Annotated in this window: 20 protein-coding genes; 7 read left to right on the plus strand and 13 right to left on the minus strand. The window is 70.0% G+C overall.

The genetic code is table 11. From position 1 onward, the window contains the following. The first annotated feature begins 212 nt into the window (after positions 1-212). Entirely contained in the window at positions 213-1,583 is a 1,371-nt protein-coding gene (locus J8M50_RS41345; RefSeq protein ID WP_010352582.1) for a hypothetical protein, read from the plus strand. Between the two features lie 800 nt (positions 1,584-2,383). Here the strand turns inward: J8M50_RS41345 and J8M50_RS41350 are convergent. Next, on the minus strand, positions 2,384-3,292 hold the full coding sequence (locus J8M50_RS41350; protein WP_010352583.1) for an ETEC_3214 domain-containing protein: 909 nt from the start codon (positions 3,290-3,292) through the stop codon (positions 2,384-2,386). 56 nt (positions 3,293-3,348) lie between these two features. Between J8M50_RS41350 and J8M50_RS41355 the strand changes: the two genes are divergently transcribed. The 3 genes from J8M50_RS41355 (at position 3,349) to J8M50_RS41365 (ending at position 5,463) form a co-directional block, all read left to right on the plus strand. Continuing rightward, complete coding sequence (locus J8M50_RS41355; protein WP_141655564.1) at positions 3,349-3,507, plus strand: integrase core domain-containing protein; 159 nt, start codon at positions 3,349-3,351, stop codon at positions 3,505-3,507. An 830-nt stretch (positions 3,508-4,337) separates the two neighbouring features. After that, positions 4,338-4,628 carry a hypothetical protein gene (locus J8M50_RS41360; RefSeq protein WP_010352585.1) on the plus strand — a complete coding sequence of 97 codons (291 nt, stop codon included), beginning with the start codon at positions 4,338-4,340 and terminating at the stop codon, positions 4,626-4,628. A gap of 16 nt (positions 4,629-4,644) precedes the next feature. Continuing rightward, positions 4,645-5,463, plus strand: coding sequence for an SPDY domain-containing protein (locus J8M50_RS41365; RefSeq protein WP_010352586.1), 819 nt, complete (start codon positions 4,645-4,647; stop codon positions 5,461-5,463). A 150-nt stretch (positions 5,464-5,613) separates the two neighbouring features. Here the strand turns inward: J8M50_RS41365 and J8M50_RS41370 are convergent, their stop codons facing one another. The 3 genes from J8M50_RS41370 to J8M50_RS41380 form a co-directional block, all read right to left on the minus strand. Beyond that, positions 5,614-6,297: a hypothetical protein gene (locus J8M50_RS41370; RefSeq protein WP_010352587.1), complete on the minus strand. Its 684-nt coding sequence runs from the start codon at positions 6,295-6,297 to the stop codon at positions 5,614-5,616. A 78-nt stretch (positions 6,298-6,375) separates the two neighbouring features. Continuing rightward, on the minus strand, positions 6,376-6,777 hold the full coding sequence (locus J8M50_RS41375) for a hypothetical protein (RefSeq protein WP_370516616.1): 402 nt from the start codon (positions 6,775-6,777) through the stop codon (positions 6,376-6,378). A 139-nt stretch (positions 6,778-6,916) separates the two neighbouring features. Further along, positions 6,917-8,671 carry a relaxase/mobilization nuclease domain-containing protein gene (locus tag J8M50_RS41380; RefSeq protein ID WP_010352590.1) on the minus strand — a complete coding sequence of 585 codons (1,755 nt, stop codon included), beginning with the start codon at positions 8,669-8,671 and terminating at the stop codon, positions 6,917-6,919. A gap of 93 nt (positions 8,672-8,764) precedes the next feature. Here J8M50_RS41380 and J8M50_RS41385 point away from each other — a divergent pair, with 93 nt between their 5' ends. Then, positions 8,765-9,241, plus strand: a complete 477-nt coding sequence (locus tag J8M50_RS41385; protein WP_141655565.1) for a hypothetical protein — start codon at positions 8,765-8,767, stop codon at positions 9,239-9,241. Between the two features lie 9 nt (positions 9,242-9,250). Here J8M50_RS41385 and J8M50_RS41390 read toward each other — a convergent pair whose 3' ends face one another. The 7 genes from J8M50_RS41390 to J8M50_RS41420 all read right to left on the minus strand — a co-directional run bounded on the left by J8M50_RS41390 (position 9,251) and on the right by J8M50_RS41420 (position 14,559). Continuing rightward, positions 9,251-9,769, minus strand: coding sequence for a plasmid mobilization protein (locus tag J8M50_RS41390; RefSeq protein ID WP_010352593.1), 519 nt, complete (start codon positions 9,767-9,769; stop codon positions 9,251-9,253). A gap of 110 nt (positions 9,770-9,879) precedes the next feature. Beyond that, a complete protein-coding gene (locus J8M50_RS41395; protein ID WP_010352594.1) occupies positions 9,880-10,113 on the minus strand; it encodes a hypothetical protein in 234 nt (77 codons plus the stop codon). An 86-nt stretch (positions 10,114-10,199) separates the two neighbouring features. Beyond that, on the minus strand, positions 10,200-10,391 hold the full coding sequence (locus tag J8M50_RS41400) for a hypothetical protein (protein WP_010352596.1): 192 nt from the start codon (positions 10,389-10,391) through the stop codon (positions 10,200-10,202). Next, positions 10,388-12,175 carry a hypothetical protein gene (locus tag J8M50_RS41405; protein ID WP_223786410.1) on the minus strand — a complete coding sequence of 596 codons (1,788 nt, stop codon included), beginning with the start codon at positions 12,173-12,175 and terminating at the stop codon, positions 10,388-10,390. Before J8M50_RS41405 ends, J8M50_RS41400 begins: the two co-directional genes overlap by 4 nt. Continuing rightward, positions 12,172-12,804: a WhiB family transcriptional regulator gene (locus tag J8M50_RS41410; protein WP_010352598.1), complete on the minus strand. Its 633-nt coding sequence runs from the start codon at positions 12,802-12,804 to the stop codon at positions 12,172-12,174. Before J8M50_RS41410 ends, J8M50_RS41405 begins: the two co-directional genes overlap by 4 nt. Positions 12,805-12,958: 154 nt before the next feature. Continuing rightward, positions 12,959-13,675: a zinc finger domain-containing protein gene (locus J8M50_RS41415; RefSeq protein ID WP_010352599.1), complete on the minus strand. Its 717-nt coding sequence runs from the start codon at positions 13,673-13,675 to the stop codon at positions 12,959-12,961. 2 nt (positions 13,676-13,677) lie between these two features. Beyond that, positions 13,678-14,559, minus strand: coding sequence for a helix-turn-helix domain-containing protein (locus tag J8M50_RS41420; RefSeq protein ID WP_010352600.1), 882 nt, complete (start codon positions 14,557-14,559; stop codon positions 13,678-13,680). A 1,271-nt stretch (positions 14,560-15,830) separates the two neighbouring features. Here J8M50_RS41420 and J8M50_RS41425 point away from each other — a divergent pair. Next, the gene (locus J8M50_RS41425; RefSeq protein WP_162947196.1) at positions 15,831-17,225 is read left to right on the plus strand and encodes a helix-turn-helix transcriptional regulator; all 1,395 of its coding nucleotides are present in this window, start codon (positions 15,831-15,833) and stop codon (positions 17,223-17,225) included. Positions 17,226-17,273: 48 nt separating this feature from the next. Then, positions 17,274-17,684 (plus strand): acyl-CoA thioesterase, encoded by a 411-nt coding sequence (locus J8M50_RS41430; protein WP_010352602.1) that lies wholly within the window; start codon positions 17,274-17,276, stop codon positions 17,682-17,684. A 183-nt stretch (positions 17,685-17,867) separates the two neighbouring features. Here the strand turns inward: J8M50_RS41430 and J8M50_RS41435 are convergent, their stop codons facing one another. Together J8M50_RS41435 and J8M50_RS41440 are read right to left on the minus strand one after the other, a co-directional pair. Next, positions 17,868-18,833, minus strand: a complete 966-nt coding sequence (locus tag J8M50_RS41435) for a DNA polymerase Y family protein (RefSeq protein WP_010352603.1) — start codon at positions 18,831-18,833, stop codon at positions 17,868-17,870. Beyond that, a complete protein-coding gene (locus J8M50_RS41440; RefSeq protein WP_010352604.1) occupies positions 18,830-22,291 on the minus strand; it encodes a DNA polymerase III subunit alpha in 3,462 nt (1,153 codons plus the stop codon). Before J8M50_RS41440 ends, J8M50_RS41435 begins: the two co-directional genes overlap by 4 nt. Between the last annotated feature and the right edge of the window lie 178 nt (positions 22,292-22,469).

The following is a 22,469-nucleotide window of genomic DNA, read 5'->3' on the forward strand; positions in this document are numbered from 1 at the left end:
TCGTAGGATCTCGGCACCACGACCTTGGGGGGGCCTTGTCCAGCGCTGAGCAACACGAAGAATCGTCGTCGGACCGCCTGCCGTTCGAATCGGTATTCAGTACCGTCTCCCGTGGATTGCCCATTTTCAGCCGGGGCGCAGACGGTGCCTGCGGGCCCGGCGACTCGGGCGCTGTTCGCCTCATCTTGATGAGAGACATTGGGCGAGATGGCGTGATCGCCAAGGCGGATCCGGAGGACGATAGCTGGCGCACTGATGTGCCGGAGCGGTTTCATCTGCGCGCCGGTGACATCTTGCTGTCCGAGGTGGTTCACCATCGGCCGAGGGCTGCGCTGGTACAGGAGGCCCACCTGCCGGCCGTCGCTGCTCACGGTGTTTTAGTTCTCCGCCCGTCCAAACTCTTGTCGGCGGAGCATGTCCGTTTGATCCTCGCGTTCTTGCGCTCCGATACCGTCGGCGCTCTCGGCGTCGGAACTGCGGGGCTACGGAGGCTCAGGATCTCCTTGCTCAAGACGCTGGAGCTGCCGAACGAGGACCAGGCGCTGTCTGCGGCTCTGGCCGATCTTGCTGCCGCCGGGCAGAGGCTGGGCGACATGGCTGCCGAAGCCGGTGCGCTCGCAGAGTCGGTCTTCGACAGGAACACAACCCCGGTGAGGGCCAGGCAGCTTATTATTACTGCTGGCCAGCTCACCCGGCTCCGGTCTGTCGCTGCTGCCCAACTTGACGATCCGGACTTCATCATCCGCACGCGATACCCCTATCCGATCGCTCTGCGCTGGCGGAACGTCGAGGCTCAGAAGAGTGCTGCCGGCCCGGACGATGTCCAGGCGAAGGAATACGAGGCCGTACTCAAGGCCGCAGAGACCCTGCTCGGATACAGTGCGCTTCTCACGACTGCTCTGGCGCACGAGGCCGGTATCACCTGCAAGGCCATCAGAACGTTCAAGGGAAAGATTGCAACCGGTCAGGGTGGCCCTGGCTTCGGGGACTGGCAGCGCATCCTGCAGCAGATCGCAGCGGCGGAAGGCATGTCGGGCCTTCCGCCCGAGCATCCCCTTCACGAGTTCGCGGTCCTCTTTGCGGACGATGAGGCTGAGACTGCCTGTCAAAGCCTCGGAACCAAGCGCAACAGCAGAGCCCATGGGCGTGAAGACCTCCCTGCGGTCTCGGCCGCCAGGCTGAATGACGCCCACGACGCCCTGCGCTTCCTCCTTGACCGAACGCGATTCCTCGCCGATCTGCAGCTGCTCGATGTGACCAACGTGGCTTGGGATCGCCACGAACACTCGGACACCATTACCTTTCGGCGGCTGATGGGAGACCACCCGGTCGTTCCGACCGAGACCTTGAGCCATGCGGGACCAGGTCGAATTGCCACCAACCTGTACCTGGCTGACCGCGACCAACGGCTCCACCCCCTGAGCCCGTTCCTCACCTGTGAAAAGTGTGAGGGCTGCGCCACACTGTCGCTGTTCCACGCTGACAAGGAACAGGGAGAACTGCTCCAGACGAGCCTCGACCACGGCCACTTCTATCCGTACGAGGCAGACGAGCGAGCACTTCGAGCAGTCGGACTCCGATAGCCCCAGACGTCGCGGGTGACGGTCGGAAGTCAACTTCCACGCATGACGGCACGCGTTCATGGGCCTGGCGGATCCGACTGCCGAGTCCACGAACTGCACCGTCACTCATGCCCGGGTTCGACATAATTCCGATCCCCTGGAGCCACGGCACGCGTGCTGGCCTGCGGTTTCACCTTCTCGGCTGCCGCAGGTCGTTGCTCTAGGCGCTCGCGTTTCCGCAGGTGGCGAGGCTCTCCGGTGCGGTCTCCGAGGACCTGGCCGCACGTCGCCTCCATGCCGCCCCGTGATCGACGATAGAGCGTCGATCACGGACCTCGCCCTGAGGTCGTCAATTTGCCCCGCTTCAGAAGGGTTTGCTCCCTCCATTCTTCGGCCTATTGTCGGGCCGCCGGCCCGGTCGGCCAGGTCGCTGACCTGCCCGTTTCTCTATGCCTAGAGACACGGGCGATTCAAGCCGCAGGTGGAGAGTCTGCAGGTCAGCGGGCACTTCCCCCCTCCAGGCGAGACGAATTACGTCGAACGCGGGTCATCCGACCACGCCGTCTGCTGTTGCGTGAGCCCTGCACCGACTCCGATGACGGCCGTCGCTTCTGCGAGTGCGACGGCCCCGCGCGGCTATCCGTCCAGTCTGGCTTCGGCGTCGGCCGCAGGCGCTGGCGCTCCCGGGAGACGGCTCTCCACGTAACCGCCCTGCTGCACAGCAGCACCGGGACCGACGAAGCTCCAACCGGGAAACTTCTGTTCTCGTGGTCGTTGCAACACCCTGTTCAAGAGATGCGACGGCCTTGAACCGGTCACGGTTACCGTTCTTGCCGGGCCTGTCCTTTCTCCCAGCGGCGGGACTTCCGGGTCCCGCGCCATACCCTGATGCGCCGCTGCGCACGGCCGATCCGGCTGTCGAGGACGTGGTACTCGGGATCTGTCAGACGGACCAAGTCCTGGTCGGCGCCGAAGGAGAGGCCGAAGAAGGTGCCGTCCTGCACTTCTTCGTACAGGGCGATGCCGCTGACGACGACCGTGTTGATCGGGGCGCTCGCCCGGTATCGCTCGCGCGATTCAGACAGGAGCACGGTGTGGCGAATGTCCGAATCGTCGAACCAACCGGCGGTGACAGGAATGGCGTTGTAGCCGACGTCGTTGACTCCGACGTACCACGATCGGTAGCCGCCCATGTTGCCGAAGTAGTGTTCTTCGAAGTATCCGAAGCGGCGGTTGCCGAGCCATGCCCGATGGGTGACAGCGTGGTCGGCGAGAGATGCGAAAGTGCTCTTTCCCAGCCGGACCCGCGTCTCGTGGATCCGTACCCAGGGCCGGAACCACCAACTGGCCGTCGTTATCCCGTACATGACCACGAGGTCGTCCTCACACCAGGTGACCAGGTAGCACAGATTCGACAGCAGCCAGGTCCGGGCGGTGATCTCGACCGTCCGTTCTGTACGGTGGGCCTCTTCGGGTTGCTCGTCCGCAGTGACCCGCCGACACTGCATCGTCGACTCCCATCTCGGTTCCCCGAGCAGAGACTCGACAAAGTCGTGCCGCACACCCGGGGCGATCTTACGGAGCCGGGTGGTGACGTAGCGCCGACGGCCGACGGTACGGCGCCAACCCTCGGTCAGCGCTTTGAGGAGGGTCCAGCAGGCGACTAGAACGCTCGCCAGGGTCCACAGGTTGAGGGTGGTGCTGTACCACGGTTCGGGATCGGATTGCATCGCTGAAGGATGCCGTACATCCGTGTCCAGACAGGCGATGTCTACGCTCCTGAGGCTTGCCGTCGGCGTTCCGCCGTGGCCCTGGAGACTCGTACGACAACGTGATGGCCGAGGCCCTGAACGGCACCTTCAAGGCCGAGCTGATCGAGATGCAAGGTCCCTGGAAGGACGTCGACCAGGTCGAGCGGGCCATCTTCCAGTGGGTCACGTGGTAAAACGAGGAGCGTCTGCACTCCGCCCTTGACTACGTGCCGTCGGCCGAGTACGAGGAAGCCTTCTGGCGGAGCCAGGAGCAAACCCCGCAGTCCGCCTGAAACCAGATCGCTGGACTCTACGAAAATCGGGGCATCTCGCCAACTCGCTGAGGAAGAGCCGCATCCAACTCATTTTGCCACCCACGGAGTTGGCCTCACAGACCACCGGTGCGATCACGCTGTCGTACGCCGAGTGTCAGCCGCAGCTTTCGGCTCACCGTCACCCGTCGAACGAGCGGGCGGCAGGGCGGCCTTGTCTCCGGCAACGGATCACTCGGACTCCTCGTTCGCCGTAGGCAGACAGGGAAGATCGCGGAAAGGCTGGTCAACGCGCGTGAGGCTATGTCAATGTGGACGACCTTGCAGGGAATCCGAAACCACAAGGGCCATCGGCCGCGACCGCAGCGTCTGTCGGCACAGGTCATGGGCCAGTTTTTCGAAGAGGACTTCTCCTCGAGTTACGGCTGGCCGTGCGGGTGCCCAGGCAGCTTTTGAGGACAGCCGGTTCCGCTTCGGACGGTTCCCTGCCCCGCTACCCCGGCACGGACGGCGAGAGGCAGACGATCGCAGTCACCGGCACGGGTCCCCGGTGCGTGGCCACGGCTCGATGTTCGGCACTTTGAATCCAATGGACAGCGCCGCTGTGGCCGGGCCGTGAGTGCTGAAGACCTCACGCCGTCCGGTAGCGCTGACTGCGGCAGACAGCCCTCGCCCTGCGCGGGGACCGGATTCCTGCCGGGCACCGGCTGACTTTGCTTTTTTGCGTTTCTCCGTACTACAGGAGGCTGTTCGTGACGTCCCCGGAGATGACCGTCGGCAAACTCATCGACCTGCTGTCCAGCCGGGATCCGAAGACCCCGGTCTTCCTGGCCATGAATCCGTTCTTCCCAATGGCCCACTGGCTGGAGCAGGTCGTGCAGTCGGTCGACGAAACCGGCCGGCCGGTCGTCTACCTGGCGGAGGGGAGTAGCGAGAACACGCAGCTCGGCCACCTGCCGCCGGAGGTCGCCGTCGCGCTGACGTGGCAGGGCCCCATCCAGGCACCGCCGCCCCGCTCCCGCCGACGCGTCAGCGGCAACTAGACCCGCACCGAGCCCCTTGGAGGCGCCCCTGTATCCCGAGTTCCCGATCGTCCCGCCCCCTGCGCCCGGCGGTCAGCCTGCGCGCTGGTGGGTCGGTCCCCGGTATCTGGCCGGTGACGACGGCCGCCTCTATGACGTCGTCGCCGACACACTTGCCAGCCTGGGCTGGACATCCTACACCATGGTCCGCGGGCGGCATGCCCCGGACGAGCCGGAGGAGCACCGGGAGGTCGTGCGCAGCACCGTCCTGCACACCAGTCCCGACGGCCTGTCCTGGGCGCAGTGGACACTGGCGGACGAGCCGATCAGGCTGGGCGAGCGGCCGATCGCCTGGCAGATCTCCGCCCGGGCGGAGCCGGACAGCGTCGCGTCGTGGTCGGCGTACTTCACCCCCGACGTGCCGGGGGAGGCGGTGTGCGACTTCCTCCTCGCGCTCGACGCCCGCGACCGGCCCGCCGTACCGTTTGCCGGGCCCGAGCTGGTCCTGGACGCTGTTGCCGCGCACGGCTGGTTCCGCGACATCGGTACGTACCGGACAGCGACGGACCTGACGTTCACCGCGCACATCAGCCTGCGTGAGATGCCGGATCTCATCCAGGACGGCGACCCGTGCGCCCTGACTGCCGAGGCCGGCGAGGAGGGACCCCGAGGATGGCAGGCATGGGCCGAGCCCGTCCTCGGCGCGCTGCCCCTGTGGGCGGCGTCCTTTTCCGCGAGCGTGCCGCACGATCTCGTCGCCGCTTTCGCGGCCAGCGCCAGCTCGACCGCACCGGTGCTGCGCCGGGTGCTGCCCGAGGCCACCCGGGAGAGACTCCTGCGCGCGCCCGCCGTCTGACGCGGCACCACCGCCCCGAGAACTTCGCCCGGCTCCTTCTTGTACGGAGGGGCCGGGCTTTCGTCTTCTCGGAATGGACCGTACGCGCGCCCGATGTACGGCTGCCCCCGACCGAAGTTGCGGTCGGGGGCAGCCGTGTAAGCAGGGGCGTCAGTTGGCTGTGGTGGCCTTGGCGAGGGCCGTGCCGAGGTAGCGGTCGACGAGTGTCGGGGAGCCGGAGAGGACCACAAGAAGGCTGCCGTCGCGGATCGCGGTCTCCTTGACCACGGTGCTGCGCCCTGCGGCGGAGAACGTCAGGAGCAGGCTCCACTGCTCGTCGCCGACCCGGGGCGGGGTGAGCTGCTGTGCGGTGATGTCGAGGGGGGTGGTGCCCGCGATGATCCGGTACGCCGGGCAGCCGGTCATCGCGTCGACGATCCGTCCGATACCGGCGGACAGGTCGGCCGCGTCGGCGCTGTACAGCTCCTCGGAGATCTCCGGGGAGCTGGCGTCGTTGTAGGTGAAGGCCGTCTGCGCTTTGCGGGGGAAGTCGAGCCCGCCGCCGGTGGCGGTGTCGGCGCCGAGCCTGGCGAGGGCTGGGCAGCCGACGACGGTGACGTCGTCGTGTCGGGCGGGGCGCTGCGGTGTGCGCAGGTAGCCGCCGCCGAGGTCGCTCTGGTCGAGCAGGCGCCTGTCCAGCACGGCCGACGGGAGCGCGCGGGCCTCGTGAACGGTGCCGCCCTGGTTCCCGGCCTTGGACGGGGCGGCGTGGGGCGTGGTGTGGTGGGTGCAGGCGGACAGGGAGAGGAGGGCGGCGGTGATGCCGAGAGCGGTGGCGGCGACACGAACGCGCATGGCGGAACGACCCCTTGGTGCTCGGTGACGGATGGTCAGTGCGGGCCCGCGGGCCCGGCGGGGTCGTAGGAGTAAGGGTCAGTGGCCGAGGTGGCGCAGGCAGTCCTCGAACGTTTCGTGCTCCCCGCTGGCCGGCGCCGAGTGCTGGTTGAACCAGGCGGCGTCGAGGCGCGTCTCCCGCTGTTGGTGCCCAGCCCGGCAGCGCAGCCAGATCTCGCCGCGGGTGGAGATGACGAGCCAGTCCCGGTAGGTGCCGCACCCGGCACAGACAGCCATCGCGCCGTCGATGACCAGCGGCTGCGTCCACGGCATCACTGTGCCGGCGACCTGGTCGTGGCTGGGCACCCGCGCATCGTCCTGTCCGGCCCACAGCCACTCGTCCGGCACCAGCACTGGCACTCGGTCCTCCGACGCCGTTTCGGTGAACTCGCTGGGTGTCCTGCTGGTTGCCTTGGCCCGGCGTCGTATCCGGTGAAGCACTCTGGCATCCTCCTCGTCCATGTCGCTTGGCGATCGTGCCCCATACCCTCCCCGGTTTCAATTCGCAAATCCAACAGTGGCCCGTGGGCAGACGGGGGAGAGTGCCCGTGCCCGCGGCATCCGCTGGTCTGCTGCGGTTCTACCGGGGCTTGCCCGGTGCCGTGGCCCCGTTGCGGCGCCGTCCGGAGGCGGAGGACCGGTTCGCGGCACGGCGGGGCGCGGACGCGTTCGGTGCCGTGCCTGTGGCGGGGAGGTCCGGCGCGGCGGCCGGGAGGTCGGCCAGCCGCCGTATCCGCCACACCAGCACATCGCTCACCGACTCGGCCGTGTCGAGTTCGCGCCGCTGCACCGCGTCGGACAGGAGGGCGGCCGGTGCGTGGCCGGCGGCTTCGGCCTCGACGAGGGTCGCGGCCAGGGCGTACCAGCCGGGCTCGGCGAGGATCTGCTCGGCCAGCACCGGCAGCGCCTCGCGCAGTACCACGGTCTGCCGCTGGAGAATGGGCCGGCCCAGACGGCGGCCGTGGCGGTGGAGCACGCCGAGGGGGTGGGCGGCGGCCTTCTGGTAGGCGGCGCGCAGATGCCGGGCGGCCTCGCGGGCGGCGGCGGCCTGCTGGGCGTGGCCCTTGTGCGCGTGCCAGTGGGCGGCGGCGGTGATGAGGAAGAACAGCATGTCGATGACCATCGCGGTGGTCGCGCCGTCCTCGCCACGGCCGAGCGCGGGACCGCTGCGGACGAGGTCGCGGGCGGCCCGGCGCAGTGCCCGGTCGTGCCCGCGCGCGGCCCGCACGTGCGAGCGGGACGCACGCTCGAACGCAGTGGCGGCGGCGCGCAGCTGGGCCCGGGTGGGGGCGGCGGACGTTGCCGCCAGGGCGTCCAGGACCTCACCGGCGGAGGCGATGTGGGCGGCGGCGACCGCGTCATCACCGTGCTCGACGACGAGGGTCGCCTCCCATGCCGCCGAGGCCGTACGCCGCCGCGCGGCAGACGGTCCGCTCGGCACCTCGGGCATTTCCTGGCCGGCCGGGACACCGTCCCGGCCGGGGCGTTCGACGGGGCGCTCGGCGGACCAGCGTTCCCGGATCCGGGGCAGCGACAGGTCGGGGGCGAGGCGCGCGCCGGGGTAGAAGACGGGCTCGCCGTCCTTGTTGCGGTCATCGGGCAGGGCGACCTTGTAGCCGAGCAGGTCCCCCGAGGGGGCGGCCCGTTTACGGATCAGGAGGCCGGCGGCGGCGAGCCGGTCGAAGAATTCCGCCTCGGTGACCGCGCCGGCCACCGCGCGCCGTACCGTCTCGCGCAGTTCCTCGCGTGCGGTACGTTCGCGGCCCTGGCGGTCGGCCTTGTGGCGTTCGGCGCTTGTGGGGCGCTGGGCTGCCGTGCCGTCGCCCTTATTGAGACGGTGCAGTCCCAATTCTGCTTCCAGGGCACGGGCTTGGGCCTGTACTCGGACAGCATCGTTGTTCAGATCCGGCCGGTAGCCGTCCTCGCGTACGAGGGTGGCGACGATGTGGATGTGGTCGTGGGCGTGCCGTACGGCCACCCACCGGCATCCCACGCCCCGTTCGGGGTCGTCGATGCCGGCGGCGGCGACCATGCGGCGCGCGATGTCGCCCCATGCCTCGTCCGTCAGGAGCCGGTCCTCGGCGCCGTTGCGGACGGACAGGTGCCACACGTGCCTTTTCGGCCGTTCCGACTCGTCGACGTTCTCGACGGGTTGGTCCAGGAGCTGCTGAAGTTCCTTGAGGGTCGCGGAGTCGTCGCGGCCGGGGTCGGGAGCGTTGTGGTCCCAGGACGCGACCAGATGCGGGTCGGTGTGTTCCTCGAACTTCCCCGGTCCGTACAGGTAGCAGAGGAGGCCGATGGTGCGCTTCCCGCGCTTGTGGATGCGGGGGATCATGGTGTTGTCCTAGACGGATCGGTGTGGTGAGGCTGTCGGCGGGAGGGGTGCGTTCCGGGTCCGTGCGGCGGGAATCGCCTACGGATGACCTGGATGTCGTCGCTCTTCGCGTTGGCGGGTGTTCTGCTGGGAGCCGGTACGACGGCGTGGGCCGACCGCCGGCGCTGGCACCGGGATTCGGTGACGCGCCTGCTGGAGATTCGTACGGCGGTGTACGCCGAGTATCTGGCCGCGATGGAGGACACAGGGCGGGCACTTCTGCGCGTACTCGCAGCAACGACGGGAGACGAGCGCAGAAGAGAGGCCGAAGCGGCGATCACCGCTTTCAAGCTCGGTGGTGTCCGGCAACGGATCCACGTCCTGGCTCCGGCCGACGTGATCCAAGTTGCCGACGAGGTCATGCGCACCATGCGCAGAGCACGCGATTACGTCGCCACCGCCGACCAGCAGGACATCCAAGGTCTGAGAGCGATGAAGGACACGGTCGGGACCGCACGCAACCGCTTCCAGGAGGCCGCGCGGCGCGATGTCCGTGACCTGCTGGCCGGCACGGCCTCGTGGGAGACATGAGACGAACGGTCACCGACGGCTCAGCATCTGGTCCGTGGCTGCCTGGACGCGCGAGACAGCGCGGTGGACCGCAGCGATCACCACGTCGGTCTCCGAGGGGCGTCCACCGCTGTTGATCTGCCGCGCTATCTGGTTGAGGTTGTTGCCGACCTGCCCGAGGTGCCGCCGGGCGGCGAACAGTTCGGTGGTCACTTCGCGTTCACCGGCGATGGCGGCGGCGGTCTTGTCGAGATCGCGTGCGGCGGCGAGGCCGCTGCGGGCGAGGAACGCGGGCAGGCTGATGCGCGTGGCGGCGGCTGCTGCGGAGAGGACGCTCTTCTCGTCGTCGTTGAGGCGGACGCTGCACACGTGAACACGCTTGGCGGCGTGGGACTTCGGGGCGCGCTTGCGGGAGCGGTTCTTCGGGGCGCGGCGCTTGCGCTGCGGCGCGTGTTTCTCCGGCTGCGATCCGCCCTCGGTCGCCGCCTCCCCGACCTGCGCCCCCCGGTGCAGGTCGGTTCCCGCCACCCCTGGGGCGGGATTGGCCAAGGACGCCTTCCCCGACGGGGAAGAGTGTCTTGGCCGATAACTTGCTCGCCCCGGGACCGAGTTGGAGTCGGGAGCAGGTTGCGGGGTGGTGCCGTGCCGGGAGGGGTACGTCATCGGGATTCGGGCCTCGTGGATCGGGTGCGGTGCTGGATGGTCGCGGCGAGCGCGAGGACGTCGGGTCCGTTCAGGACGCGGACGGGCCCGTCGGGGTGGTCCTGGACGAGCCACTGGCCGGTCGGCACACGGACGGCGGCGTGCAGGTGCCGGTGCCGGACCAGGACGTCCGCCCAGGCGTCGGCTTCGGCGGCCGTGGGCTCGGACGGGCGAAGGGGATACGGGATCACGATCTCTTTCCTCGATCGGGCGGTGGCCCGGCCCTGGGCCGGGCCACCTTGTTGGGAAAGGCGGTCTGAGCTGCGACTTTGCCGGTCTAACCGCACTCGGGACAGCGGCCGATGTGGGTGGTGAGCGCTCGGGCCATCCGTGCCTTCGCCGCAGCGGCCTGTTTCGCGCTGGACTTCGCCGACGGCCTGCCTTCGTGCCGCCGGGAATGGGCGAGCAGGAAGCCGATCTCCCGCTCGTACTCCGCCCGAAGGCAGTCGAACTTGCGGCAGGTCGTCATCGGGTGCTCCTGGTCGTCGTGCTGTCCTCGCTCCGCAGTTCCCGGAGGACGTACGTGATGCGGTCGTTCCCGACCCCCGGGAGGCCCTCACGGCGGATGATCTCCCGCAGCTGCACCCGGGTGATCGCCGTGTTGTTGTCCCGCGCGAGCAGGACCGGGACGTGGGGGCGGACCGTGCGGACGAGCTGCAGCTCCGACTCGTCCAGCTCGCGTACCGGGTGCTGCGTCTGCCGGGAGCGGGACCTGGCACGCTTCCCCCTGTTCTTCGTCCGCGACGTTGCCGCCGTCTTCCGCCGCTGGAGGGGCTTGCGCCCGGGGTCTGCGGTGGTGTCGGTCCCGGACACGGGGGTGGTCGGTCCGGGGTCTGCGGTGGTGTCGGTCCCGGACACGGGGGTGGTCGGTCCGGGGTCTGCGGTGGTGTCGGTCCCGGACACGGGGGTGGTCGGTCCGGGGTCTGCGGTGGTGTCGGTCCCGGACACGGGGGTGGTCGGTCCGGGGTCTGCGGTGGTGTCGGTCCCGGACACGGGGGTGGTCGGTCCGGGGTCTGCGGTGGTGTCGGTCCCGGACACGGGGGTGGTCGGTCCGGGGTCTGCGGTGGTGTCGGTCCCGGACACGGGGGTGGTCGGTCCGGGGTCCCCGGCGGTCTCGGTCCCGGACACGGTGCGGGTCCCCTCAACTGCGGTGTCCTGCCGGGAGGCTTCCAGACCTGTTCCCGGGGCCGCGCGGTCTTCGGGCGCCGTGGTCCCCGCGTCGTCGTTGTCGGTCCCTGTGTTCGGCTCGGCCTTCGGGGCCGCGATGTCGGTGACCGTGCCCTGCGGGCTGTTCGGCTCCTGGTCTGAGTCCGGCTCGCCGGGGCCGTGGATGACGGGGGTGGGGAGCGGTTCATCGGCCTGCGGTTTCGGGACGACAGGGGTTTCCCGTGCCCCGCTGTGTGCCGGGGACCAAGGAGAGGGGAGCTGTACCGTGGCCAGCCCGAGTGCGTGCCGGCGGGCGGCGAGCTGGTCGAGGAGCTGCGCGCGCTGGATGGGGTCGGTCCCGACCGATGCTCTGCCGAGCGCCTTCGACAGGCGCCGGGTCAGCCGTCGGCCGCTGAGGTTGCGCTGCTGGGCGGGGGTGCGCTCGGCGAGGCGGGCGGCGAGGGTGACCGCGCGGGCGGTGGCTCGGTCCCGGGTGATCTGTGCGGCATCGCGGTCGCGTGCGGCGATGCCGAGGCGGGACAGGAGACGCTCGCGGGCTTCCCGGCCCAGGACGGCGATCAGCCCGCGGGACGCGGCGCCGGGGGTGTGCAGGCGCAGTTCGATACCCATGGCCAGGTGCCACAGCATCGCCGCCATGACGGGCCCGACGACGGCGCGGACCGTGCCGCCGACGGCACCGCTCTCGGCGTAGGCGGGGATCACCTGCACTCCGGTGATCACCCAGACCAGGGTGCCCGGCAGGCCGGGAGCGCCCTCGGTGGCCAGGTTCTGCCGGGCCATCAGCGCGGTCGCGAAGAGCGCCAGCTCGCCGGCGGCGAACATCCCGGCCCGCTCGGCGGTACCGGCCATGTCGAGATAGTCGGCGGCGAATCGCCACGAGGTGTCGGCGCTGTAGGCGGTACAGGCGAGGGCTGCCAGGGTCGCGACCTTGACCGCCGGGCCTCCGGGACGGGGCGGCGTGCGGGGTTCCCGGCGCCGGACGGTCCAGGCGGTCAGCGCCAGCGCGAGGGCGGCGGGGACGCACGCGGCGAGGAACAGAGGGAAGTCCGGGGTGGTGAAGGGGGGCAGGATGTGCTGCAGGGTCATGCGGCCTTTCCGAAAGCACCGGGCGCCGGGCGGGCCGCCGGCTGCCGGCTGCCGGGCGCGGCAGGCGTGGGGCTGCCCGTCGGGGCGGGGGCGGGCTTCTTCCGCTTCTTCTTCTTGGGCTGCGGCACGCCGTAGGTTCGGTCGCGATGGACGACCTTGTCGGCCGACTGCCGGAGCAGGTCCCGGGCGTGCTTGTGGCTGACCTGCAGGGCGGCGGCGAGCTGGTCCGGCCGCCAGCCGCGCACGTAGGCGTGGTCGACGACGACCTGCCGCTCGGCCTCCGACAAGTGGACGTCGCGGCCCTGGAATGTGGCGATCACCCGGCGGTAGTCGAGGCGACGGTGCAGCCCCTTGTGCAGGGGGCGCCGCTCGGCCTCGGTGAGACCGCCCCAGATCCCCTCCGTGAGGCCGGTGTCCAGGGCGTAGTCCAGGCAGTCGCGGCGTACCGGGCACCAGCTGCACAACTCTTTCGCCTCCGCGATCTCCTCGTGGTCCCGGGGGCCCGGGAAGAAGACGGCGTCGGCGTCCTCGACGTCCATGCCGTGACACGCTCCGCGGGCCTGCCAGCTGGTGTCGGCGATGCCGCGCAGGCCGGTGGCCGGCGCGTCGTGGGTGGTGATGTAGCGCAAGGGGGTCTCCGATGAGGTGCCGCGTCGTCGGCCGGGACGGTGCCGGGGCGGACGCGGCGTCCGGGTACCGGCGGCGCGTGGGCGGGCGCCGCCGTGACGGAAGAGGGGGTGGATGGACGGTGCACCGGACGAGGTGTGCGCTCCGGGGTGCAGGTCAGGCCATGGCAGGCTGCGCGGCCTGCTCCGCCGTACGGCTGTGCAGGGCGGCGGCGAGATCGAGCCGCCCGGGGTGCGGGGTGGCCCGCGGGGTGCTGGCGCATACCCCGTCGTCGGGGCCGATCCGCCGGCGGCGGCAGGGCTCGCCGGGCTGGGCCTTGCACCACTCGCAGCGCACGCTCAGCGCGTCGGGCAGGCCCTGTGCGACGGCGGCCTCGCGGGCTGCCCGGGCGGGCCGGTAGGGCGCGAGGGCTGCACGGGCGGCGGGCGGGATGCAGGAGCCGACCTCCCGCAGCATCGCCTCCAGCTTCGGGTCGCTCCCGTTGCGCCCGCTGGTGATGGCCCGGGCCTGCGCGGGCGGCGCGATGCCCGCGGCGACGGCGCGGCGGGTGCGGGCCAGTTCGGCGGTCCAGGCGGCCTGGTCGTCCGGATCGGCGGACGGCGTGGGATCGGAGTGCCGCGCCAGGCGGTCACGCCGGTAGCTCCTCCAGGGCCGGGCGACGTCCGCGGGCATGATCTGGTACGCCGAGGTCTGGTAGTGCCGGTGGACGGCGGCGCGCGCGTCCCAGCCGTAGGGGGTCGCGATCGGCACGTCGCCGAGCAGTTCCTCCCAGCGGTCTACCTGCTCGCACACCTCGTCCTCGTCGGTGACAACGGTGCGGGGGTCCAGCCGGCCGATGTAGGCCAGCAGGGCGGCGACTTCACGGCGGTCCATGCTCAGCCTCCCGTTCCGGCAGGCTCACCGACAGCCGCGAGCAGCGCGGCCATGTGGGCCTGGGACCGCGTCATGCCGCCCGGGGCGGAGTGCCTGCCGGAACCGGCGTGGCGGGCGGGGCGGTGGGGGGAGTGCTCCCGGGCGACCCAGGAGCGCCAGTCGGCAGCCCAGGCGTCCGCCGACCGCCGTGCGGATCCGGCGCGGTGGGCACGCCACTTCGCGTCCGCCTCCCGCAGGCCCGCCTCGCCGAGCCGGTCGACGTGTCCCTGCTCGCGGGCCCAGGTGAGGGCGGCCGGGTCGGGCTGCCACCCCTCAGCCGGGAGGACGGCGGCACCACCACTGCTCTTCCTACGGTTCAAATCCGGTTCACTACGGTTCTGTGTGCCGGAATCCGGTACATCGCTGTGCCGGTTACCGGCACGTCGCTGTGCCGGTTTCCGCCGGGACCTGCCGGATTCCGGTACTGCCGGTTTCCGGACGCTCGCGGGGGAAACCGGCACCTCACGCGGGCGGATCCCGTACCGCCGCAGAGCCGAGACCCGCAGCGCCTGAGTGGCACCGGTGTCTTTCTCCGGCGTCTGCTCGGAGTCCTCTGGAGCGGCTTGTGCCAGAGCCTGGGCCGTGAGGGGCAGGCGGTAGACGGTGCTGCCCTGAGGGCCGACGAGGTCGTCCAGCTGCTCCAACTCGCCGGCCGCGACCAGGCGGCCGATGGCCTCGCGCACCGTGGAGACGGAGGCGTTCGTGCGCCCGGCGAGGCTGGACAGCGAGGCCCAGGCCACGCACTGTTCGTCGGGGACCCGGTCGGCGATCGACAGCAGGACCAGACGCGCAGTGCCCCGGCTGGAGCTGTACTCCCACACCCACTCGCGGGCCTCGCCGCTCATCGGCCGCTCCGCAAAGAAGCGGCGGAGGCATCTGTGGGCACCACGGTGGTCACCTGTCCGTGACGGCGGGCATGAACCGGCAAGGAAGCGGCTGATGCGTAGGCAAGACCATCAGGTCTTTTCCACAGGGCGGACCGCATGAAAGACTCTCCTCTGGTTACGTCGCCGTGCTGGGACACCCGGGCAAGGGATCGGCACGGTGATGGTGGTGACGGCGCCTCCGCCCTGCAAGGCGGAATGCACCGTGGAGCGTTCGGCGTCCGGGAGTTGCACCTCCCGGACGCCGCCGCTGAATCTGTCCTAAAAATTCCGGAGCACCGTTACACCGGTCTTCTGGCGCTGACCGTGCCCGGTGCCCCGGGGACGACGAACATACGCACAGCCCTCCGTCAAGATCCAGAGTTGGGTCTCAACCTCTCCAGCGATTGCGCACAGCGACCGAGCGGAATCTTTGCGTGGCGGGCGCAGTCGGCTGCGGCAGAAGCGATTTCCCGGAACAAACAAATCACCTCCCAGTTTCGGCGCGAAGGGCGAACAGCCGCTGACAAGAGGGGAGACGGCCCGAACGGGATGCATCGTGGCCATACACCATCACCTGTGCGGGACCGGTAACCCGTGCCCCAGGGCGTGGTATGCGGTGCGGGTTGGCCGCTGCACGCCGTGACCTGGAGCCTTCCTCGGCCTGAGGCGCTGGAAGCGCCGTCGGCCGGGGTCCGGTACCGACAGGCGACGGAGCGGGGGCTGTAGGCGGATCACCCGATGCCCCCGCCCGCTCTACGGCGTGTCGCTCTCGGCTGGTGACACCGATTTAAGTCAACTCGCATCCGGCGAGTCAACGCCGATCGTTTGTCCGGTTATGCCGTATAGGCGGCCCCGGTGTGACCGGTCGGCGTATGCGGGGGTGGTCTCGTAATTTACTTGCGGCGAAAGGAATATGACGGCCGATAGGAAAACTGGAACTGTGCCTGCAGGGTGCGGGGCGGGCCGATCGGGCTCGTCGGGTGAAAAGCGGCAACGTTTTGCCGGTCTCTCTTCCGGTCTGCGGCCACCGGAAAGATCAATGTCTGATATGAACCAAAAGGGGCGATGTGAATCCTGTCTCTTGCTGGTTTTGGGCAGAGCTTTAAATGTTCATGGAATGCGGGGCGAGATCTTTTCGGTGTGACGTACTATCCTCCCGGTGGGGGGGAGGGTGGGGTTCGGCAGGCGTCTGCCGGACCCTTTTGTTTACCCGGAACAGATCCCCGGATTCGTGTAGGGCAGGTTCACGCATGCGCGCCAATGAAAAGGAATCCGTCAACCGCGGTGCGGCGGAAGGGAATCCGGCAGAGCCGGACGGAGGCCGGCAGTTGGCCGGCCAGTACATGGGCTTCGGCGCTCTGCTGCGCAGGTGGCGCAAAGATGCGAGTGTCACCCAGCCCAGGGCGGCCCGCGCCCTGGCCATGAGTGAACGGACGTACCGCAAGATCGAGCGCGGTGCCACGCCGCCGAGGCTCTCCCGTGTGCAGTGCGACTCCCTGGCCGAACTGCTCGGACTGGACCGCGACGAGCGGCAGGCCCTCCTTCTCTACAACATCGGATCGGACCTGACCTCGCCGGGCGGGACCGGAAAGCCGGAACTCCAGCAGGCGGTACGCCTGCTCATCGACCGGCAGATGCCCAGTCCCGCCTACCTGTGCGACCAGTACTGGAACGTCCTGGCGTTCAACGTCGCCATGGCGGAATGGTGGCCCTGGGTCATGGAACCCGGCGCGAACCTGATCCGCTGGGCACTTCTCGACCCCGAGGCGCGCGATCAGTACCAGGATTGGGACAAACATGCATCAGCCTACGTGAAGGTGCTTAAATTCGCAGAGACTACGCGGAAAGATGCACATCTCACCCGCCTGATCGACGATGTCAAACAGAACCCCGAGGTACGGCACATCTGGGAAACCGAGTACGACATGGGCGAGACCCGGGACGGCCATGTGTTCCGGATGAACATTCCGGCGCTGGACTGGGAGACCGTCGAAGTCGTCAGCCACGTCCTGTATCCGGCCTCCATGCCCAGCGCGCGGTTCGTCGTGATCACCTGGGTCGAAGGCGGGGAGGACGACGGGCGCGATGCCCTCGGAGGTACCAGGGACGCCTGGGCCGCAACGTCCGCCACGCAGGACGACCTCCTCCAGTCGCAGTGGTACGCACGCAACCGTGCCGCCGAGGACGCGGCAACCCGGCGGCGCCATGAGGGCGCGGTGTACGCTCGCCGCTCCTCCGCGGCTACCGCGCGTGAAGCAGCGGAGCAGGCCGGAACGAATCACATTCCCTTGCCCGCCGTCAGCAGTCTCCTGGGGGCCGGCGTCCAGCTCACTCTGTCGCCCGAGAACCGCACCATCGTCTGGGCCGTGGAAGAGACGGCCGGCCGCTGGGCCGTCACCCATGCCACCCCGGCGACCGTGATCGCCCGTATCTCCAAGGTCGCCCGGGCGGAACTCGACGACGTCTGCCTCGACGAAGTCCGGCACCTGCTCCGCGCAGACCTCCCGGAAGACCCCTCAGCCGCCGCCGAACGCATCACGCAACGCCTCAATGCCCTTCAGACGGAGGAACGTGTACTGCGCGACGTCTTCCATACGCTCCAGGCGATCGGCACGCCTGCGCAGGAGACCCACTCCTCGACCTGACCCTCACTGTCCGCAGCCGCCTCCGCACTCCGCACAGAAAGACTCGCCATGAGCAGTGTCTACTCCTACCCCATGCCCCTGCGCTGGGCAGACGCCGATATCTACGGGCACATCAACAACGCGCTTTTCCTCCGCTACATGGAGGAGGCCCGCACCAGGATGTTCAAGGACATGCTCCCCGACAACGATGCCGACCGACGCCGCCGCGCATTCGTGGTGAGCGAAGCCCAGATCACCTACCGCAACCCGCTTGAGTACAGCGAGACGCCTGTGGACGTCCAGGTCCGGGTCCTGAAATGCCGCGGGGCGAAACTCGATCTTGGCTACGAGATCCGGGACACCGAACGGATCTACGCCGTTGCGACCACCATGATGGCCGCCTACGACCTGGACACCGGCCGTCCCCGCCGGATCTCCGAGGACGAACTCGCCTTCCTCGCCGCTTACGTTCAGGAATGACATGACAAGCAAACCAGCGTGGGTCTGTCAAACGAACGGCCCTGTCTCACATTCGGTGGTGGCGGAGCGTGCCGCCATCCCGAGCAGCACAGGCCAGGGGCGATGCTTATGAGAAGCGGAATAGTCCTGGGCGGCAGTGCACGAGGCCCCCACCTCAGGACAGTGGGGCGCGAGAGGCCGCGGTTAACTTCCTGCGCGTCGTGCGGCATGGGGGCCGAAGCGATGGCGTACGGCGTCGGCGGCCGTTTCCACGCGGCGGGCTTGTTCGTCTGCGGGGTCGAGGAGGAGCTGTCGGGGGGCGTGTTCGGCGGGGACGAGACCGTCCGCGCGGAGGAGGAGGGTACGGAGCCGGGCGCGTTGGAGGGCGAGGCGGTCGTGGAGGGTGTGGGCGGCGGTGATCAACGTGCTGGTGTGGGCGGTGGGTTCGGGAAGAGTGAGGGTGCGGGTGGTGGAGGAACGGTCGGCATAGCGGGCGGTGAGGGTGAGGGTGCGGGTGGTCTGGGCGTCGGTGCGCAAGTGCAGGCCGAGGCGGTCGCTGAGGCCGACGAGTGCGGAGCGTTGGCGGTCGCGGTCCAGTTCGTCATGGGAGAAGGGGTGTTCGACGGTGAGGGAGCGGGGTGGTGCGGCGGGGTGGACGGGGGTGGGGTCGATGCCGCGGGCGGCGTTGTGGAGGTGGCGTCCGGCGGTGGCGCCGAGGATGCGCTGGAGTGTGCCGAGGGGGGCTGCGGCGATCTTGTCGATACTGTCGAGGCCGTAGGAGGCCAGGGTGCGTGCGGTGGCGGGGCCGACGCCGTGCAGGAGGGCGGGGTGTTTCCCGGTGAGGAACGCGGTGACGGTGTCGAGGTCGTCGGGCAGGGTGCGGACGGCGGAGGGGGGTCCGTCGGCGGCGACCATCCGGGCCAGCAGCGGGTTGGCGGCCACGCCGATCGTGGTCGCGAGGCCGTAGAGGCCGGCGATGCGGGCGCGGATGCGTTCGGCGAGCGCGGTGGCGTCGGTGCCGAAGTAACGCAGTGCACCGGAGACGTCGGCGAGGGCGGCGTCGGGCGGCAGTGCCTGCACGAGGGGGGTGTACTCGCGGACCAGGTCGAGGAGCCGGCCGTAGAGGTGTTCGCCGGTCAGGCCGTGGATGTGGAGGTAGAGGACCGTCATCCCGCGCTCCCGGGGCCCCGGTGCCAGAGCCCGCGCTGTTTCACCGGGTCGCCGGGCGGCTGGAGATCGGCCCACGGGTGCAGGGCGAAGCCGGTCTGGGTCGTGAGTACGCGCTCCGCGCCCGGCGGCGGGGCGGCAGAGATGGTGGGGGTGGAGAGGTGGTCGGCGACGGCGTTCAGTCCGTGGGTGCGGCGCAGGTCGGCGAGGTGGGTGAGGTCCCAGGCGGCGTGGCCGGTGACGGAGACGGCGGTGCCGCCTTGGGTGGTCCGGCGCTGGACGACGCCCCGCACGAGGAGGAGCCAGCTGTGGAAGACGGTGTGCGCGGCGCCGTCGTGGCTGTCCTCGAAGAACGCGCAGTCGACGACACCAGAGGTGTCGTCGAGGGTCGTGAAGATGACGCGTTTCCCGGAGCGGACCGGCGGGGTCTGGACGGCGCTCTTCGCGCCGGCGACGAGGACGGCCTGACCGTGCGGGAGGTCCTTGAGACGGGCGGCGGGAACGACGCCGAGTTCCTCCAGGAGTTCCTGGTGGTCGGCCATGAGGTGGCGGGAGGCGTCGAGTCCGAGGGCGCCGAGTTCGGCGGCGAGCCGCTCGGTGTCGTCCATGTCCGGCAGCATCAGCGGGGCGGCACGGCCGTCGTCGGTGAGCGTCAGCTGCCCGGGGGAGGTGCTCCGGTGGCGGCGGTAGAGCTCCGTGAGGTGCAGGAGGAGGTCGCGGCGGTTGTCGCCGAACTGGTCGAGGGCGCCGACCTGGACGAGGCGTTCGGCGACGGGGCGGGAGGGGGTGGCGCGGGTGACGAAGTCGTCGAGGGCGGCGTAGGGCCGTCCGGCGGTGATGCGTTCGGCTTCGGCGTCGCTCATGCCGCGGACGTCGCTGAGCGCGAGCCGTACCCCGTACACCGGTCCCCCACCCCCAGTATTGGACACCAGTTCGATTCGATAGGCGGTGTCGGAGATGTTGACGTCCAGGGGCAGGATCGGGACCCCGCGGCGCCGGGCGTCCGCGAGGATCAGCCGCTTCGGGTACATCCCCGGGTCGTAGGTCAGCACGCCGGCGTAGAACGCGGCACTGTGGTGCGCCTTCAACCAGGCCGACTGGTACGACGGGACCGCGAAGGCCAGTCCGTGGGCTTTGCAGAACCCGAACCCGGCGTAGGAGGAGACCAGGCCCCAGACCTCCTCGACGGTCTGCGGGGGGTAGCCGCGCCCGCGCGCCTCGCGCTCGAACCAGTCCCGGATCCGGCCGGCCAGGCCGGGATCGCTCAGTGCGCGGCGGGTGTAGTCGCCGAAGGCGAGGGTGCAGCCGGTCATGACAGTCAGCGTCCGGATGATCTGTTCGTGGAACACCAGCACCCCGTGCGTCTCGCGCAGCACGGGTTCCAGGTCGGGGTGGGGGTAGCGGGGCTGCGTGCCGGCTCGGGCTTTCAGCAGCGGGGTGATCATGTCGGCGGCGACCGGGCCGGGCCGGAACAGGCTGATGTCGGTCACGAGATCGTGCAAGTTCTCCGGCCGTAGCCGGGCTACCAGATCCCTCTGGCCAGGCGATTCGGTCTGGAAGCAGCCCAGGGTCTGCGACGACTGGATCAGCTGGAACGTCTCGGCGTCGTCGGCCGGGACCTGGGCGGGATCGTCGAGGTCGATGCGGCGGCCGGTGGCGCGTTCGGTCTCGGCGACGGCGTACGCCATCGCCGACTGCATCCGCACCCCGAGGATGTCGACCTTGAGCAGTCCGGCGTCCTCCACATCGCGCTTGTCGAACTGGGACATGGGGAACGCCGCCCCGGGAGTCGGCACGACGGGGGTGCGGCGCAGCAGGGAGGCGTCGGAGATGATCACGCCGCAGGGGTGCATGGCCATCCCCCGCGGGAGACCGTCGAGGGCCTCGACCAGGTCCCACATCCGCGGCCCGTACGCGTCCGGGTCGATCGTCCGCAGCTCGGGCAGCTCCCGCAGGGCTGTTCGGGCGTCGCGCGCCCGGATGTGCGGGAACGACTTCGCCAGCCGGTCGATATCGGCCGGGTCCAGGCCGAGGGCGAGGCCGACGGAGCGCACCGCGTGCCGGACCCGGTAGGTCTCCGGCATCGCCACCGCCGCCACCCGCTGCGGGCCGAACCGGCCGAGGATCGCCCGGTAGACCTCCGGGCGGCGCGCGGACTCCACGTCCACGTCGATGTCGGGCAGTTCCGCGCGGTCCTCGGACAGGAACCTTTCCATGATCAGCCCGTGTGCCACCGGGTCCCCGGCGGCGATCCCCAGCAGGTGCACGACCAGCGACCCGGCCGCCGAGCCGCGCGCGGCGGCCCGGATCCCGAGGTCCCGGGTGTCGCGCACGACCTGGTGCACGGTGAGGAAAAAACCGGCGTAGTCGAGCCGCCCGATCAGCGCCAGCTCGTCCTCCATCCGCATCCGGTACCGCTCGTCACGGTCGTACCCACGACGGACAAGACCGGCCTCGCACACCTCGCGCAGCACCTGCTGCGGCGCACGGCCGGCGGCGCCGATCCGGTCCGGCTCGGGGACGAACACCCGGCCGAGCCCGAGGACTTCGGGGTCGACCCGGCATCCGGCGGCGGTCTCCTCGGTGACCTCCAGCAGCCGGTGCGCCGTCCGCGGCCCGTACCCGGCGGCCTCAGCGACCCGCCGCGCGATCCGGAACATCTCCTGCGGCGGCTTGAGCCACCGCTCCCCGCTGTCGCGCACCCCGTGCCGGTCGATCGGAACGAGCCTGCGCGCGGAGTCCAGCACATCCGCGACCGGCCCCGATCCCGGGTCGGCGTATCTCACCGCGTTGGTCAGCACCGGCAGGACGCCCTGGTCGGCCGCGAACGCCAGGGACCTCGCGGCATGGCGCACCGAACCGAACCCCGTCCCTCCACTTCCGTTTCCGTGGCAGACGACCTCGATCCGCAGCGCCTCGCCCCCGAACCGCTCACGCCACCGCTCCAGCAGCACACCCGCCCGGTCCGCCCTGCCCGCCGCGAGAGCGCGCCCCACATCGGAATCGGGACCGAGCAGCACCATGACGTGCTCACCGACAGCCTCCTCCCAGGACAGCACCGCACTCTCCCCGCCACCGGCCCGCCCCCGGTGCGCGGCGCTCACCAGACGGCACACATCCGCCCAGCCCCGCCCGCCGTCCCGGGCAAGGAACAAGACCCGGGGCGCGGACTCGTCGACGAAGACACCACCACGCGCCGGCGCCCGGACCCGGCGGCGCAGGTCCGGCCCGTCCGGCTCGACAGGCATCCCGACAGCGAGATCCACGCCGAACACCGGGCGCACGCCCGCCCGCGCACTCGCCTTCGCGAACCGCACCGCGCCACCGAGACTGTCACGGTCGGTCAGCGCGACCGCGTCCATGCCCCTCTCGACGGCCCGCCGCGCGAGAACATCGGGGTGCGAGACGCCGTAGCGCAGCGAGTACCCGGAGACCGTGCGCAGATGGGTAAACGCGCGCATACCGCACACCCCATCACCCTCAGCTCCTCTCACCGGCCCCGTACGCCGCACCAGCCACTCCGGCGCGCTGACCTCACCATAAGCCATTGTCGAATACATGTGCGATTTGAGAGGGGGGTGCCGGTGCCTGCGGTGGGCAGTACTCCTGCTGGTTCGCGGGGGCGTGGAGATCAGGTTC

It is taken from the genome of Streptomyces acidiscabies (assembly GCF_020010905.1).
Taxonomy (GTDB): domain Bacteria; phylum Actinomycetota; class Actinomycetes; order Streptomycetales; family Streptomycetaceae; genus Streptomyces; species Streptomyces acidiscabies.

Bases quoted from the DNA above. Each gene is read 5' to 3' on its own strand.
- J8M50_RS41350 (WP_010352583.1), bottom strand. From the start codon at position 3,292: ATGCAATCCGATCCCGAACCGTGGTACAGCACCACCCTCAACCTGTGG.
- J8M50_RS41370 (WP_010352587.1), bottom strand. From the start codon at position 6,297: ATGCGCGTTCGTGTCGCCGCCACCGCTCTCGGCATCACCGCCGCCCTC.
- J8M50_RS41380 (WP_010352590.1), bottom strand. From the start codon at position 8,671: ATGATCCCCCGCATCCACAAGCGCGGGAAGCGCACCATCGGCCTCCTC.
- J8M50_RS41385 (WP_141655565.1), top strand. From the start codon at position 8,765: ATGTCGTCGCTCTTCGCGTTGGCGGGTGTTCTGCTGGGAGCCGGTACG.
- J8M50_RS41400 (WP_010352596.1), bottom strand. From the start codon at position 10,391: ATGACGACCTGCCGCAAGTTCGACTGCCTTCGGGCGGAGTACGAGCGG.
- J8M50_RS41405 (WP_223786410.1), bottom strand. From the start codon at position 12,175: ATGACCCTGCAGCACATCCTGCCCCCCTTCACCACCCCGGACTTCCCT.
- J8M50_RS41415 (WP_010352599.1), bottom strand. From the start codon at position 13,675: ATGGACCGCCGTGAAGTCGCCGCCCTGCTGGCCTACATCGGCCGGCTG.
- J8M50_RS41420 (WP_010352600.1), bottom strand. From the start codon at position 14,559: ATGAGCGGCGAGGCCCGCGAGTGGGTGTGGGAGTACAGCTCCAGCCGG.
- J8M50_RS41425 (WP_162947196.1), top strand. From the start codon at position 15,831: ATGCGCGCCAATGAAAAGGAATCCGTCAACCGCGGTGCGGCGGAAGGG.
- J8M50_RS41430 (WP_010352602.1), top strand. From the start codon at position 17,274: ATGAGCAGTGTCTACTCCTACCCCATGCCCCTGCGCTGGGCAGACGCC.
- J8M50_RS41435 (WP_010352603.1), bottom strand. From the start codon at position 18,833: ATGACGGTCCTCTACCTCCACATCCACGGCCTGACCGGCGAACACCTC.
- J8M50_RS41440 (WP_010352604.1), bottom strand. From the start codon at position 22,291: ATGCGCGCGTTTACCCATCTGCGCACGGTCTCCGGGTACTCGCTGCGC.